This is a genomic window from Microcoleus sp. B4-D4, from assembly GCF_036705185.1.
Taxonomy (GTDB): domain Bacteria; phylum Cyanobacteriota; class Cyanobacteriia; order Cyanobacteriales; family Microcoleaceae; genus Microcoleus.
Genome location: NZ_JAUBTX010000001.1, coordinates 219342 through 234367 on the forward strand (window position 1 = coordinate 219342; position 15026 = coordinate 234367).

Sequence of the window (15026 nt, forward strand, 5' to 3'; positions counted from 1 at the left end):
CAATGCTTCATTTAACTTCACAATTTTCCGCAATTATCTACGCCCCTAGAGGGTTGTCTTCCCTCTTCCCTCTTCCCTCTTCCTAATGACTGATGACTAATGACTAATGACTAATGACTTCTTTTGTAAAGTTTAGTTGCAGGTACTTGCGCCTCTCGAAAAAGGTGGTAAATTAAAAATATGAAGCGAACAAAAAGCTTCTCTGACAGATACCACATCCAGATACCACAGCGAAGTTCATAATAGAATCTAAGGAGTAAAACGCTGTTTAATCTCACATCTGTCTCATTAAAAACCAATAGCAGCACCCACCAACAAAGCTGATACTTCCTCAACTAATTAGAAGGGAGAAATGCAAGTTAATCCGAGGATTATTGCAGCTCCGAATCAAAGTTGAAAAAGAGGAAATCACTCGGTATATATGGCTGGGTGCTGTTGTTGTTAAAGTTGTTAAAACAGAATTATCGACACTTACTGAAAAATTGTCTCGTCTTCCTTTCGCCACGCGGGATCGACGATACAAATAAATATTAGCGGTTCTTGACCGCAGTTGTAAATAAACTGCTTGGCGTTGGGCGGAATGTAAACTGCATCTCCGGCTTCCACGAATTGATTTTCGTCGTCGATGTGCATTTCTCCAACGCCGCTGAGGATGTAGTAAACTTCAGAAGTTGTCAGGGAGTGCAGCGCCGAAGTTTGTCCCGCTGGCAAAGCGGCGTGGGCTAAACTGTAACGCAAATCCACAGCTTGTTTGTCTGGATGCAGCAATTCTCGCAGTTGAGTACCGTCGCCAGCAATAAACTCGTCACAGTCATTGAGCTTTTGAATTAGCATTCTTTCCACACTCCTGAAAATCTCTTGAGCACAACTTAAGTTTAATTGAAAGAGCGAGGAATATTAAGAAATGTTTAAAAAGGCGGTCGATTTTTTAACCGTAAGTTCCCGAATGCGATCGATAATCAGGACAGTCGATCGCATCTTCAGATAAAGCTATTGTAGGCTGAACGGGACACTTGAGGTGGTAGTTGCCGGTAAAAAATACGCAGTTAGCGCAAGGGATTTGGTGCATCCGCCCAGCTCGGTGCACAGAGTCGGCGACAGCGCGCCCGACACTCGAACACAGCAAAAAAACTAAAGCCCAAGCGGAGACAAAACACAGCGGAACTAAAATAGGTCGTATTGCCTGAAGCAAAAAATAAAGCATAGGCAGAAAATTTAGCGGTACAAGGCGGGCTATAGATTACAGTAATGGAATTGGCGGGCGATCGACCAAAAAGTTTAGAATCATTTACAGTGCGATCGATAAACCGGGCAATTATGGGATGATAGAGAACCGTCGTTAAATAAAATTAGAGGAAATCAGTTATGTCACTGCGATTAGGCGATACAGTTCCCAACTTTACCCAAGCCTCGTCTAAAGGGGAAATCAATTTCTACGACTGGGCCGGCGATAGTTGGGTGGTATTGTTTTCACACCCGAAAGACTATACCCCAGTGTGCACCACCGAACTCGGTGCAGTAGCCCGTCTCAAGTCGGAATTTGACAAACGTGGCGTGAAAACCATCGCCCTCAGCGTCGATGATGTAGATTCTCACATGGGTTGGATCAAAGATATTGAGGAAACTCAAAATGTCACCCTCAATTATCCGATTTTAGCAGATGGCGATCGTAAAGTTTCCGACATTTACGACATGATCCATCCCAACTCCCTCAACAACTTAACAATCCGCACCGTTTTTGTAATTGACCCAGAAAAGAAACTGCGTTTGAGCATTACTTATCCAGCCAGCACCGGTCGGAATTTTGGCGAAATTCTGCGAGTAATTGACTCCTTGCAACTTACGGACAAATACAGCGTTGCGACTCCGGTTGATTGGAAAGACGGCGACGACTGCGTAATTATACCTTCGATTACCGACCCTGCTGAGTTAGCAGAAAAATTCCCTAAAGGTTACACACCAGTCAAACCTTATTTGCGGATGACTCCTCAACCGAATAAATAGGTTTGATTTACAAACAAGTTTGTAGTGAGGACTTTAGTCCTTCGTGATTTTTGAGGACTGAAGTCCTCACTGCAAACCAATAAATTTTGCAATCTTGTTCAGAACAATTTAGATTTGAGGAAAGGCAAAATGCTGTCATCTCCGATCGTATTGCGAATGTTGCCAGAATTGCAAATGACAGAGGACGAATTTTTCGACTTCTGTCAATTAAATCGCAACTTGCGAATTGAACGCAACCAGCAAGGAGAAATACTATTGTTGACTCTTGTTGGCGGAATCAGCAGCAACCGCAATGCTATTTTAACTGGAGAACTGGGCATTTGGGCACAGGAAGACGGAACAGGCGTTGGCTTTGCTTCTTGTACGGGATTTACTTTATCGATCGGCTCCGTGCGATCGCCCGACGCTTCCTGGATTAAACTGAAAAGGTGGAATGCTTTATCAAAAGCACAGCAAGAAAAATTTGCGCCGATTTGCCCTGACTTTGTAGTTGAACTCAGACCCGACTTTGAGGACTTAGAGCCGCTGCAATCAAAAATGCAAGAATACATGAGAGAACCAGGAGTGCGGCTGGGTTGGCTTATCGACCGCAAAAATCGCAGAGTTTACATTTACCGTCCCGATTTGCCAGAGGAATGTTTGGACAATCCCGCAACAGTCAGCGGCGACCCAGTTTTGCCGGGATTCGTACTCAATATGAGCAAAATTTGGTAAGCTTAGCACAGGAGAAACCCACCTGAAAACTCAATTATGCTGTCATCAAAAATCCTGTTGCGAATACCGCCCAAATTGCAAATGACAGACGACGATTTTTTCGAGTTCTGTCAAATCAATAGTGAATTACGCATTGAACGCAACAAATCGGGAGAATTGCTAATTATGCCCCCTACTGGTTCGGAAACGGGAAACCGAGAAGGCAATATATTTGGGCCTCTGTGGGTTTGGTCAGAACAACATGGTACAGGTTTAGCGTTTACTTCCAGTACAGGATTTACTTTATCAACTAATGCAGAAAAGTCTCCAGATGCTGCTTGGATTAAACTGGAAAGATGGAATGCTTTGTCACCAGAACAAAAGCAAAAATTTGCTCCTATTTGCCCGGATTTTGTAGTAGAACTCAGGTCTGCTTCAGACAATCTCAAGCCGCTGCAAGAAAAAATGCAAGAATACATGAGAGAACCAGGAGTGCAGTTGGGCTGGTTAATAGACCGCAAAAATCGCCGAGTTTACATTTACCGTCCCGATTTGCCAGAAGAATGTTTGGAGAATCCGGCTACAGTCAGCGGCGACCCAGTTTTGCCGGGATTCGTACTCAATATGAGCAAAATTTGGTAGCACAACAATAAATATCAACTTATTGTCAGACTTAATAATAGAATGCAGTAGGCAAAAAATATGGATATCAAAAGCGGCTTTGTAGGCACAATCGGCAACACGCCGTTAATTCGGTTAAACAGTTTCAGCGATGAAACAGGCTGCGAAATTCTCGGCAAAGCAGAGTTTCTAAATCCCGGCGGTTCCGTTAAAGATAGGGCCGCACTTTACATCATCCAAGATGCCGAAGAAAAAGGCTTGTTAAAACCGGGCGGCACTGTTGTAGAAGGCACTGCAGGCAATACGGGCATCGGTTTAGCACACATTTGCAACGCCAAAGGTTACAAATGTTTGATTGTGATTCCCGATACTCAATCCCAAGAAAAAATTGATGCTTTGAAAACCTTGGGCGCGGAAGTTCGGACTGTTCCTGCTGTTCCTTACAAAGACCCGAATAATTATGTCAAATTGTCGGGAAGATTAGCAGCCGAAATGGAAAATGCAGTTTGGGCAAATCAATTTGACAATTTAGCCAATCGCCAAGCTCATTTCGAGACAACCGGTCCGGAAATTTGGGGACAAACCGAGGGAAAAATTGATGCTTGGGTGGCTGCGACGGGTACGGGCGGGACTTTTGCGGGTGTAGCAATGTTTTTGAAATCAAAAAATCCCGCGATTCAAGCTGTTTTGGCAGACCCGATGGGCAGCGGGCTTTACAGTTATTTCAAAACTGGAGAAATTAAGACTGAAGGTAGTTCGATTACTGAGGGAATTGGTACCAGTCGCATCACTGGGAATATGGAGAATGCGCCGGTAGATGATGCTATTCAAATTGATGATGCTGAAGCTGTCCGCGTGATTTACCAATTGTTGAGGAAAGAAGGGCTGTTTATGGGCGGTTCTGTGGGGATTAATGTGGGGGCGGCGGTGGCTTTGGCGAAGCAAATGGGGCCGGGACATACGATTGTTACGGTACTCTGCGACGGCGGGGCGAGGTATCAGTCGCGTTTGTTCGATCGCCAATGGTTGGCCTCAAAAGGTTTATCATCAGATTAGCCTCCGCATTGCACAGGTGTATCGAGATCAATCTGGAAATTATCCGCGTCAATCGGTGTTGCATCTGCCTGAAATCTGCGGTTAACCGATTTATCAAAAATTTATTTCAGGCGAGCCAATAGTTAGCATTAAAAGGTCGATAGTCAGATTTGGTTATATATGGCCGCACCTATTCCCATGATAAAAAAATAGCATATATGTAGTCGAATGTCAAGTAAAAAAACATGAAAATCACAGAATCTTCTAGGCGAGTTCTTGTTTGCCAAAACCGCACTTGTCGCAAGCAAGGTGCAGCAGAGGTACTAGCAGCATTTGAGAAATTGTCCCCCTCAGAAGTTGAAGTTGTTGCTAGCAGTTGTTTGGGACAGTGCGGCAACGGGCCGATGGTGTTGGTGCTGCCCGAAGAGGTTTGGTACAGTGGGGTTTGTGCTGAGGAAGTTGCGGCAATTACCGATCGACATTTGCGGGGAGGAAAGCCGGTAGAGGCGATGCTTTACCGCAAGTTTCACGGGCTTTCTCAGCAGCCATAACCCGGTGTTTGAGCAATTGCTATCTATTAATTAAAAACAATAAAATTGGTTCGATCGTTCGGACTTGAGTCCTTGATAAATGCTGACTAAAGTCCGAACGATCGAACTTGGGGACTAGATATAGCGGTTATCAAGCGTGGTGAGGTATGCCCTATGCCCTAGGCCCCATGCCCTATGCCGCATAGTACCTCATCTTTATGAAAAAGGCTATATCTGAGTGCTAGTTTTGCAGTCGCGCTTTTTTGCCGTGTACTTGAATGCGTTTGTCGGTTTTTTGTTTCTTCACCCAAGAGAGAAATTTCTGGAATTGGGGGTCATTTTTGAGCTTTTCTAGGGTGTTGAGCTCTTGGGCGAGGTGTTTGTTGTCGAACAGAGAGTGAATCTGGCGGTGACAAGCGGAGCAAATGTCGATCGTCGGGCTGGGATCTTCGTTTTTCCGCTTGGTGTTTTGTTTGGGGATCAGGTGGTGGGCGGTTAATGCTGCCATTTGTCGATCGCACAATTCGCACTGCATAATTTTTTCAATGCTGTTTGATAGGCAATTGCTTCTTTTAATTTAGCGTAGTTTAGGGCGATCAGCTTTCAGAAAGTGAGTAATATCAATTCCTCTCTTCATCGTCCTGTATTCATTTCTCTCTAATCTCTCTGTGTTCTCTGTGTTCTAGTAAGGTTAAATCATTCCGATGCAACCGGAAACGATATAAAGGTCGATCGCACTTTGCAAACAATAAAAAACCCCCAACGGGGGGTCATATTAATTTCTAGTGGGGCAGCCTTCTTGCCTGCCCCTAAGTAGAACTACCTACAGGTTCAAATCACGTACAACAGTACAAACAAAACAATCCAAATCACATCGACAAAGTGCCAGTAAATCTCGGTCGCTTCGATGCCGAAGTGGTGTTCGCTAGAATAATGACCTTCCACGCGCGATCGCCAAACTACCCCGGCCATCAGCAGCACTCCAAACGTAACGTGCAAGCCGTGAAAAGCAGTCAAAACGTAAAAGCAACTAGCGTACAAATTAGTTGTCAGGCCAAACTCTAAATGAGTGTATTCGTAAACCTGACCGCACAAAAACACTACGCCCATGAGGATAGTTGCAAGCAACCAATTCCTCATACCCGCCGCATCGTTCTTTTTGATTGCAGTATCGGCATTGTGAATCACAAAACTGCTAGCAATCAAAATTATCGTATTAATTCCCGGCAGCAATAACTCGCGATCGGGCGTACCTTCAGGCGGCCACGCCGGGGCCATCGCTCGATAAATCAAATAGGCCGCAAACATACCGAGAAAAATCATGCCTTCAGCGCCCAAGAACACAATCACCCCTAAAATTCGGTGGTCGGGATGCTCTTCGTGCCCTTCTATTTCGGCGCTGTGGTGGTAATTGAGAGCTGTTTTTTCTGGATCTATCGTTGGAATTTGTTGCATGATAAATTGCTAGTTGGTAATCAAGAAGTCAGTTGGCAGTTGATTGTTGGCAGTTGGTTGTTGTCATCAGTAGGGGCGGTGCCCCTGTGCCCGCCCTTCTTACTTAGCAGTCATCAGTCATCGGTTAGTTGTTGGTTGTTAGTTGTTGGTTATAATAACTAATTAGCAATTCCCAATTCCCAATTCCCAATTCCCAATTCCCAATAACTAATGACTGATGACTAATTGTCATCTTGACTTTCATCCGCAGGAGAATCAGCTTTTATTTCCGATTCAGGAGCGACTAAAGTTGCAGTACCGCCAAAGAAAGTTGAAGCTTGAGCCTCTGCAATCGGAATACCTTCTTTCTTGGCGTTACGGGTGGCATTTTCCCTCAACTTCAGCCTGAGACGTTCCCCAGTATGCTGAATTTTTTCCATGCCGTAATCGTAAGGCCCGGTTGCTAATACCGGCACTCCTTCAAAATTTTCTATCGGCGGTGGCGAAGTCGTCATCCATTCCAAACTCAAAGCTTGCCAAGGATTGTCACCTGCTTTCGGGCCGTATCTCCAGCTCCAAATCACGTTAACAATAAACGGGATTGTCGAGACTGCCAGCATATAAGCGCCCACAGTACAAATGACATTAATCGTGGTAAATTTCGGGTCGTACATTGCCACCCGCCGGGGCATTCCTTGCATCCCCAAAGCGTGCATTGGCAAGAAAGTTACAGTAAAGCCCACATAGGTTAAAACAAAGTGAACTCTACCCCAAAATTCATTAATCATCCGCCCCGTCATTTTCGGGAACCAGTGGTAAAAAGCAGCGTAAATTCCAAACACTGAGCCGCCAAACAGCACGTAGTGTAAGTGAGCGACGATAAAATAAGTATCGTGAACGTGAATGTCAAAAGGTACGGAAGCTACCATGATCCCGGTGATGCCACCGAGGACAAATGTGGAGATAAAACCCATCCCAAATAGCATGGCGCTAACTAGGCGGAGTTTTCCTCCCCAAATAGTGGCCAACCAGCTAAATATTTTAATCCCAGTGGGCACGGCGATGATCATAGTTGTGATCATGAAAAACATCCGCAGCCAGCCAGGAGTGCCACTGGTAAACATATGGTGCGCCCACACGATTAAGCCCAAAAAGCTGATCGCGAGACTGGAATAGGCGATCGCCAAATAACCAAAAATTGGCTTACGCGAATGCACCGGCAAAACTTCTGAAATCACCCCAAAAAAGGGCATGATCATAATGTAAACTGCTGGGTGCGAATAAAACCAGAATAAATGCTGGTAGACGATGGGATCGCCGTTACCTGTCGGGTTAAAAAATGCCGTTCCCGCTAACAAGTCAAACGACAGCAAAATCAAAGCTGCAGCTAACACTGGAGTAGCAATTAAAGTCAGCGCTGCCGTCGCAATCATTGCCCAGCAAAACAAAGGCATTTCATTGAGACTCATGCTCGGAACCCGCATCGTGAAGATGGTAACGGCAAAATTCACCGCTCCCAAAATCGAAGAAGTTCCGAGAATCAAGACGCTGAGAATCCAGATTTCTTCTCCGGCTTGAGCAGTAACTAAGCTCAAAGGCGGATAGGAAGTCCAACCAGCCTGCGGAGCTCCCACCAAAAAACTGCTCAGCAGCAATACGCCGCCTACTGGAATTAACCAAAAGGCAACCGCATTCAGCCTAGGAAATGCCATGTCTTTTGCCCCAATCATTAAGGGGATCAAAAAGTTAGCAAATCCAGCTCCGGCTGGTACGATCCACAGGAAGATCATCACCGTGGCGTGAACGGTAAATAAACTGTTGTAGAGTTCGGGGGTGACAAAATCGCTATCGGGGGTGGCGAGTTCGGTTCGCACTATTGTCGCCATCACGCCGCCGATTAGATAGAAACAAAAAGTTGTAACTAGGTATTGAATGCCGATTACTTTGTGGTCGGTACTAAAACCGAAGTAATCTCGCCAATGTCTGTCGGCGGGCGCTGTGCCGCGAGCCTCAAGGTTGGCAGTTTCTTGGAACTGTGCTTGTGTCATAAGAACAATATAAAGGCTTCCTAGTTTGCCGTGAAAACTTCAATCTTAGTTTGTAGTAACTTTTTCAGTTTTTTCTACCCTTGGGAGCCGGACTAAAGTCCTTACTACGAACCTTTTTGCAGTAAGGATTTTAGTCATTGCAATCTTGAGCCGGACTAAAGTCCTTACTACGAACCTTTTAGATGAAGGTACGGACTATTTTTAGTGATGGTTTGGGTGAAGTTTTTCTAGGGTTTCTGGATTAATTTTTATTTCCCTGACGTAGGGAGCTAAAAATTCTCCGTCTGACATTTCCCCAGGATTAATTGCTATTGCTTCCTCTAAGTTTTGAGTGCTAGCAATTTGCTGTTCCTTCACCCAACTATCGAAGTCTTCGGGGGTATGAACGAATGCTAAAGCTTTCATCGCTCCGTGATAAGCGCCGCACAATTCTGCACAAACAACCCGGTATTCGCCGACTTTATTTGCTGTGAATCTTAGTTCGCTCGGCCGCCCGGGAATTGCATCTTGTTTGAGGCGAAATTCCGGCATCCAAAATGCGTGCAGCACGTCTTGAGCTGCAATATTTAGCTGCACGTCGCGGTTGGCTGGCATATGCAGTTCGCCGGAACTAACACCGCTTTCTGGATAGCTAAAAATCCAGGCGTACTGCAAACCCATGACGTTTACAACTAAGTCTGGTGCTTTATTTTCATTTTTTGGGGATGCGCCAACGCCAAGAGCAACGAGCTTTTGAGAGGGAATTTTAGGGGCGTTTTGGGGTGTATCTGACAGTGTGGCCGCGATCGCACTTCCGCGCATTTGAGATTGCGATTGCATGGTGCCGTGGTCGTGATTGCCCATCGGATCGAGGCCTCCCATTGAGTTGTAAATCTCAAAACTGTAGACTCCGATTCCTAAAATTATCACCGCTGGCACGGCTGTCCATAGAATTTCTAAAGGAAAGTTGTCATGCCAAGGCGGGCCGTCTGTGTTGTCTCCTTCACGACGGCGGTATTTAATTGCAGCAACGATCAGCACTCCCTGAACCATGATAAATAGTCCGATGGAAATGGTCATCATTGTGTTGAAGAGTCCGTCTATCTGGGATGCCTCCTCAGATGCGGCGATCGGCATTAAACCATGATTCTGCCCGTACCAGAGACTGATCAGAGTCACTCCGATACCGGCGAGCATGGTGATGATGGAACTTGGAATGTTCACGCTGATACCTTAGTAGTAGCGACACTTCTTCGCTTGAACAATTAGGGAAGCAACTCTGGGTTGTCAATTTTTAATTGTAAATTGACATTTTGAGTGCAATCCCTATCTTAATGCTTACTTAAGGCTTATACCATTTTTGATTGCTGCTGATTTGATATTTTTGATGGGGAATGACTTATGCTCTAAGGGTTTGGAGCTAAGAGGAGCGGTAACATTTTTTGTGAAACTGAGATGAGTTTTTTTTGGCGATCGCTCGTTCAGATTAATACGGTTTATGTCCCTTGACAAAACTTAGAAAATATGGTAAACAATTGGTATTTTTTGTTACTAAACTTGAGATTGTTTCTCAAACACCATTAAATGCTGCTGGGGTAACATATCTTTTGTCTCTTTCCATACTAAACCGACGGCGGCCATTTCTTTTTTTACCTGTTTTTGGGTCATTTTGTGCAAGCCTTTAATGGGAATCATTGGATTTTCGCCCCGATACTCGATCGATACCGCGCGCCCTCCCGGCTTTAGTGCTTTGACAATTCCTTCCATCATTTCTCTAGGATATGCAAACTCGTGATAAGCATCCACCATCACAACTAAATCCACGCTATTTTCCGGCAAATTCGGATTGTCGAAACTGCCCAAAACTGGCTCAACATTAGTAATATTTTTTTCTTGTTTTTTCAACTCAAGAAAATTAATCATTTCCGGCTGCACGTCAACGGCGAAAACCTTTCCTTCGGGAACTAGGGCAGCGATGCGAAAGCTAAAATACCCGGTTCCGGCTCCAATATCTGCTACAATATCAGTTGGTTTTAAATCGAGATTGTTGACTAATCGAGCCGATTTTTCTTCCATGCCGCGAGATGGTCTTTCCAGCCAACCAGCGCCTTCATATCCCATGACTTGGGCAATTTCTCGACCCATGTAAAATTTGCCTATACCGTCGGGATTGTGGACGGTTCGCTGCTGATAAATGGTGTCGCTGCCGACAATTTTATTTGCTTGTGCTGCGGTGCAAGCAGTCTGGGAGAACAGGCAAATAATTGTCAGGATTATTACTGTTAATGGTTTAATCAACTGTGCGGCTTTTTTCACGACGATATTTCGGATTTTGTGTTTGAATATTGGCTCGTTGTTTCTCGTTCCCTGGCTCTGCCTGGGAACGCAGATCCAGAGGCTCTGCCTCGGCAAGAGCGAAAATATTTCACTATTTAATTGACAGCGGATTCTAACAGTTTTATTGTACCAGCATTTGCATCGATTTCGACTTCTTTGCCGATCGGCAAAGTGAACTTATCCCGAATGTGTCCCGTCATGGAACCGTACCACGCGGGAATATTCAAGGGGCGAATCCGATCCGTCAACACTTGATCTAAGGTTAAGGACTCTTGCGGTTTTTCAGCTTCGCACTTGGTACACTGTCCGAAAATAAAACCGGATATTTTATCGAGAATGCCCGCTAATTTAAGCTGCGTTAACATTCGATCGATTCGATAAACTTCTTCGCCCACTTCCTCGACAAACAAAATACTATTTTCCCATTCCGGCAAATAAGTAGAGCCTACCATTGCTGCAATTACTGATAAATTGCCGCCGATTAGTTTTCCCCTAGCTGTGCCGCGCCGGATAACTTGAACTTGCACGCTTTGGGAGTTTTGCATGGTGACAGCACCTCCGTCAAACAAAACTTTTTTGACGTAATTTACTGTAAAGGGACTCCAACTTGAGACACCTAAAGGGCCGTGAAAAGTAACTATATTAGTTTTAGCATAAATCGCTAATAAAAGTGCTGTAATATCGCTAAATCCCATAATTATTTTAGGATTGTTGCGGATAATATTGTAATCTAGGAGCGGCAAAATTCGGTTGCAGCCCCAGCCGCCCATCCCGGTAAAAATAGCTTGCACGGAGTTATCGGCAAAGGCGCTGTTGACATCGGCGGCGCGATCGGCATCCTTCCCTGCTAAATAGCCGTAGCGATCGTAAAAATGCTTTCCCAGTTTAACTTTTAAACCCAGGTTATCCAATACTTTAAAAAAATCCTGGATTTCTTTTTCGTAACTGAAAGCGGCAGGATTGATTAAAGCAACTGTATCACCGACTTGCAGGCGGGGAGGCTTAATAATTGTTTGGGGTAAAATGTTGTTTTGGGCGATAGGCAAAAGTATCGTGCCAATAGCAGTCAACCCAAAAGTTTTGAGCAGATAGCGGCGGGGGAGAGTCATAAATGTTATACCATTTTTCAATTAAGTGAAATTTTAGATACTTCGGCTTCGCTCAGTACGAGTTTTAAATTTTATATTTGAGGAATTGTTAATTAATTGGTGAATACTTGACTCGCTTGAGAACGGCTATAGATAACTTCTGCTATAGCGGTTCGATCGCGTTGTAAGGTATGCCTTATGCCCTATGCCCGGTTTGGCCTATGCCGCACAGTACCTCCTATGAGAGCTTGAAAGGCTATATAATTGTATATTGAAATTGCTGCCAGCCCAGTTAAAAATTGCCAGTTTAACATGAAAACAGACACTAACATCTCAGCTAAAAAATCCTGGGCTAAAGCTTTAGCCACTCCGGCTGCGGAGTTTCCGTTGACTCAGCTATCGGTTAAAAGCGGTAAAATTCCCGACGGATTGCGCGGCAGTCTCTATCGCAACGGGCCTGGACGTTTGGAACGCGGCGGCATGACTGCGGGACACTGGTTTGATGGCGACGGTGCAATTTTGGCAGTACATTTTACTGATGTAGGTGCTACTGCTGTTTATCGCTACGTGCAAACAGCGGGATATTTAGCTGAAGAAAAAGCTAATAGATTTATCTATACTAATTATGGCATGACAGCACCGGGGCCTGCGTGGTTGCGGTGGACTAAATCTGTTAAAAATGCTGCCAATACTTCAGTTTTAGCTTTGCCCGATCGCCTTTTGGCATTATGGGAAGGCGGCCCGCCTCACAGCCTAGATTTGCAAACTCTGGAAACTAAAGGAATCGACAATTTAGGCAATTTAGATAGTAAATTTTCTTATTCAGCTCACTGCAAGCGCGACCCGATTACTGGCAATATTTTTAACTTTGGAATTACCAGCAGTGCGAGTCCCAAGTTGAATTTGTATAAAAGCGATTGCACGGGCAAAATCGTGCAAAAAGCAACTATTCCTTTAAAGGGGATTTCTCTCGTACACGATTTTGTTTTGGCGGGAAAGTATCTAATATTTTTTGTGCCGCCGATTCGACTCAATGTTTTGCCAGTGTTAGCTGGAATTAGTAGTTATGGCGACTCGTTTGACTGGAAACCGGAGTTAAAAACGCAGATATTAGTTATTGATTCGGAAACTCTGTCTTTGGTTAGTTGTGGCGAAACTGATGCTTGGTTTCAGTGGCACTTTGCTAACGGTTTTGTCAAGGAAGATGGTTCGGTGGTGGTAGATTTTGTGCGTTTCGCTGACTTTCAAACTAATCAGCGACTGAAAGAAGTACCGACAGGTGAAACTCGCACTGACGCGGAAGGTTCTCTGTGGCGGGTATGTTTAAATCCTGAAACTGCCGAGGTGATAGCAGCCGAACAATTGCTGGATCAAGCTTGCGAGTTTCCGGTTGTACCTGCTTCCGAAATTGGTCAAGACTCGCGGTATATTTATCTGGCAATATATCGGTCTGATGTTGATATTGTAGCGGAACGTTACGGGGCGATCGCCCGTTTGGACACACAAACCCGAAATCTCACAATTGCCGATTGCGGCGAAAATCGCTACCCCACAGAACCCATCTACGTTCCAGATATTTCCTCGGAGAAAGGTTGGATTTTGACAGTTGTTTATGATGGGAATTCTGATAGCAGCGAAGTCTGGATATTTGACAGCGACGGACTAAACAGCGCTCCTATTTGTCAGCTAGAATTGCCCGGTGTCATACCTTTGAGCTTTCACGGTACTTGGAAATCCGCCTGATGAGAAAATTGTAAAGAAGTGTTGCGGAAGATTTATTAAAAATTGTTGCCACTTTTCTGTCAAGTTGTTAAGGTGTGTGTAGAAGCGAAAAACTCATATCTAGGAGGTATGTGATTGATGCTCTATATTGCTCAAAAATCCCCGGCGAATATAATTCGCGGCTGCACAAACAAAGTCCGCCTGCGCTGACTAACCAAACAGGGGAATTAAGCCAACCAAATTCGGTAAGATTTCTTACCTTGTTTTACAATCTCAAGTTTATCTGCTTGAGTAAGGTATAGCAGCCAGATTTCTGGCAAATTTCTGGCAAATTTCTGGCAAATTTCTGGCAAATTTCTAGCAAATTTATGCCAACCAAAAGTTTAGAGGACTTATGCACAAACTCTGTTTGTACGGTTCGCCCACAAGCACCTTACAGCAATACCACATCGAAGGATTTTTTGCATAAGTCACGGTTTAATTGAGTTTAAATCGCGCGCGTGTTAGCGATTCAAAAGTTTTGAATTAACTCCACAAAATTCACAACTCGCAACTTATAACTCCGCGCGCGGCGATCACTTCAAATCCAGAGGGTTTAATGTATGCAACTTCAAGGAAAAACAGCTCTAGTGACAGGAGCTTCGCGCGGAATTGGGCGATCGATCGCTCTGGAATTAGCGCGACAAGGAATCAAACGCTTGGTAATAGTAGCGCGCAACCGCCGGCAATTAATTGAACTGGCAGAGGAAATCGATGTTTTTGGTACAGAAATAGTGCCGTTAGCTTTGGATTTAACTCAGTCAGTAGCGGTGAATATTGCGATCGCCCAAGCTTGGCGCGATTGCGGCCCAATTCACCTGCTAGTCAACTGTGCGGGCGTAGCGCACCAAGCATCATTCTTGCGTGCCCCGCTACCGTTAATCGAGGAAGAAATCGCCTTAAATTTGCTCGGAACCTACACAATTACCCGCTTAATAGCGAAGCGAATGGCGGCGCAAAAAGAGGGAACAATTGTCAATGTTTCGAGCTTGATGGGCAAAATTGCGGCTCCGACAATGGCGACGTATTCTGCTACAAAATTTGCAATTTTGGGATTCACCCAAGCCTTGCGTAGCGAGTTAACTCAGTACAATGTTCGAGTCACAGCTTTATTACCATCTCTAACAGATACCGACATGGTGCGAGATTTGGAACAATTCCGGTGGGTAGTGCCCACAACTCCCGAAAAAGTTGCCCTAGCGCTTGTGGCGGGATTGCACAAAGATGCGCCGGAAATCTTGGTGGGATACCAAAGTCATCTAGCAGTTTTGTGTCACCGAATTGCTCCTTGGTTGCTAGATTTTGTGTTGCGGATGGCAACTCCAAAACTTCGCAATGGGGCGCGGGACGATCGCAAATTGCGGGAGGCTTAGGCTAACGGGCGATCGACTAATATGATGTCTGATCGATTACCGTAACAAAAACCGTTTGTAGCACTTTCAAAAAATAATGCAACAGTATTCTTGTCCCCCCCCTTAGCAAGGGGGGGCTAGGGG

15 protein-coding genes are annotated in these 15026 nt (G+C 44.9%); 7 read left to right on the forward strand and 8 right to left on the reverse strand.

Annotated elements, in window-relative coordinates; translation table 11 throughout:
* Positions 1-471 precede the first annotated feature (471 nt).
* The gene (locus tag QUB13_RS00815) at positions 472-834 is read right to left on the reverse strand and encodes a cupin domain-containing protein (RefSeq protein ID WP_333377812.1); all 363 of its coding nucleotides are present in this window, start codon (positions 832-834) and stop codon (positions 472-474) included.
* Positions 835-928: 94 nt separating this feature from the next.
* On the reverse strand, positions 929-1204 hold the full coding sequence (locus QUB13_RS00820; RefSeq protein WP_333377814.1) for a hypothetical protein: 276 nt from the start codon (positions 1202-1204) through the stop codon (positions 929-931).
* A 161-nt stretch (positions 1205-1365) separates the two neighbouring features.
* Between QUB13_RS00820 and QUB13_RS00825 the strand changes: the two genes are divergently transcribed.
* From QUB13_RS00825 to QUB13_RS00845, 5 genes are all read left to right on the forward strand, one after another.
* Positions 1366-2004: a peroxiredoxin gene (locus QUB13_RS00825; RefSeq protein ID WP_333090025.1), complete on the forward strand. Its 639-nt coding sequence runs from the start codon at positions 1366-1368 to the stop codon at positions 2002-2004.
* 129 nt (positions 2005-2133) lie between these two features.
* Complete coding sequence (locus tag QUB13_RS00830; protein WP_333377817.1) at positions 2134-2718, forward strand: Uma2 family endonuclease; 585 nt, start codon at positions 2134-2136, stop codon at positions 2716-2718.
* A gap of 36 nt (positions 2719-2754) precedes the next feature.
* Positions 2755-3339 carry a Uma2 family endonuclease gene (locus QUB13_RS00835; RefSeq protein ID WP_333377820.1) on the forward strand — a complete coding sequence of 195 codons (585 nt, stop codon included), beginning with the start codon at positions 2755-2757 and terminating at the stop codon, positions 3337-3339.
* Positions 3340-3399: 60 nt separating this feature from the next.
* A complete protein-coding gene (locus QUB13_RS00840) occupies positions 3400-4374 on the forward strand; it encodes a cysteine synthase A (protein ID WP_333377823.1) in 975 nt (324 codons plus the stop codon).
* A 224-nt stretch (positions 4375-4598) separates the two neighbouring features.
* Positions 4599-4904: a (2Fe-2S) ferredoxin domain-containing protein gene (locus QUB13_RS00845; RefSeq protein WP_333377826.1), complete on the forward strand. Its 306-nt coding sequence runs from the start codon at positions 4599-4601 to the stop codon at positions 4902-4904.
* A 220-nt stretch (positions 4905-5124) separates the two neighbouring features.
* On the opposite strand, the gene QUB13_RS00850 is transcribed toward QUB13_RS00845, so the two are convergent.
* The 6 genes from QUB13_RS00850 to QUB13_RS00875 form a co-directional block, all read right to left on the reverse strand.
* On the reverse strand, positions 5125-5418 hold the full coding sequence (locus QUB13_RS00850; RefSeq protein WP_333377828.1) for an HNH endonuclease: 294 nt from the start codon (positions 5416-5418) through the stop codon (positions 5125-5127).
* 296 nt (positions 5419-5714) lie between these two features.
* The gene (locus QUB13_RS00855) at positions 5715-6338 is read right to left on the reverse strand and encodes a cytochrome c oxidase subunit 3 (protein WP_333377832.1); all 624 of its coding nucleotides are present in this window, start codon (positions 6336-6338) and stop codon (positions 5715-5717) included.
* 221 nt (positions 6339-6559) lie between these two features.
* A complete protein-coding gene (ctaD, locus tag QUB13_RS00860) occupies positions 6560-8365 on the reverse strand; it encodes a cytochrome c oxidase subunit I (protein ID WP_333377836.1) in 1806 nt (601 codons plus the stop codon).
* A 201-nt stretch (positions 8366-8566) separates the two neighbouring features.
* Entirely contained in the window at positions 8567-9568 is a 1002-nt protein-coding gene (locus tag QUB13_RS00865; protein ID WP_333377839.1) for a cytochrome c oxidase subunit II, read from the reverse strand.
* A 327-nt stretch (positions 9569-9895) separates the two neighbouring features.
* Positions 9896-10660 carry a class I SAM-dependent methyltransferase gene (locus tag QUB13_RS00870; protein ID WP_333377842.1) on the reverse strand — a complete coding sequence of 255 codons (765 nt, stop codon included), beginning with the start codon at positions 10658-10660 and terminating at the stop codon, positions 9896-9898.
* 116 nt (positions 10661-10776) lie between these two features.
* The gene (locus tag QUB13_RS00875) at positions 10777-11790 is read right to left on the reverse strand and encodes a S66 peptidase family protein (protein ID WP_333377845.1); all 1014 of its coding nucleotides are present in this window, start codon (positions 11788-11790) and stop codon (positions 10777-10779) included.
* 291 nt (positions 11791-12081) lie between these two features.
* Between QUB13_RS00875 and QUB13_RS00880 the strand changes: the two genes are divergently transcribed.
* Positions 12082-13512 (forward strand): carotenoid oxygenase family protein, encoded by a 1431-nt coding sequence (locus tag QUB13_RS00880; protein WP_333377848.1) that lies wholly within the window; start codon positions 12082-12084, stop codon positions 13510-13512.
* Positions 13513-14093: 581 nt separating this feature from the next.
* Positions 14094-14903: an SDR family NAD(P)-dependent oxidoreductase gene (locus QUB13_RS00885; RefSeq protein WP_194068224.1), complete on the forward strand. Its 810-nt coding sequence runs from the start codon at positions 14094-14096 to the stop codon at positions 14901-14903.
* Positions 14904-15026: the final 123 nt, after the last annotated feature.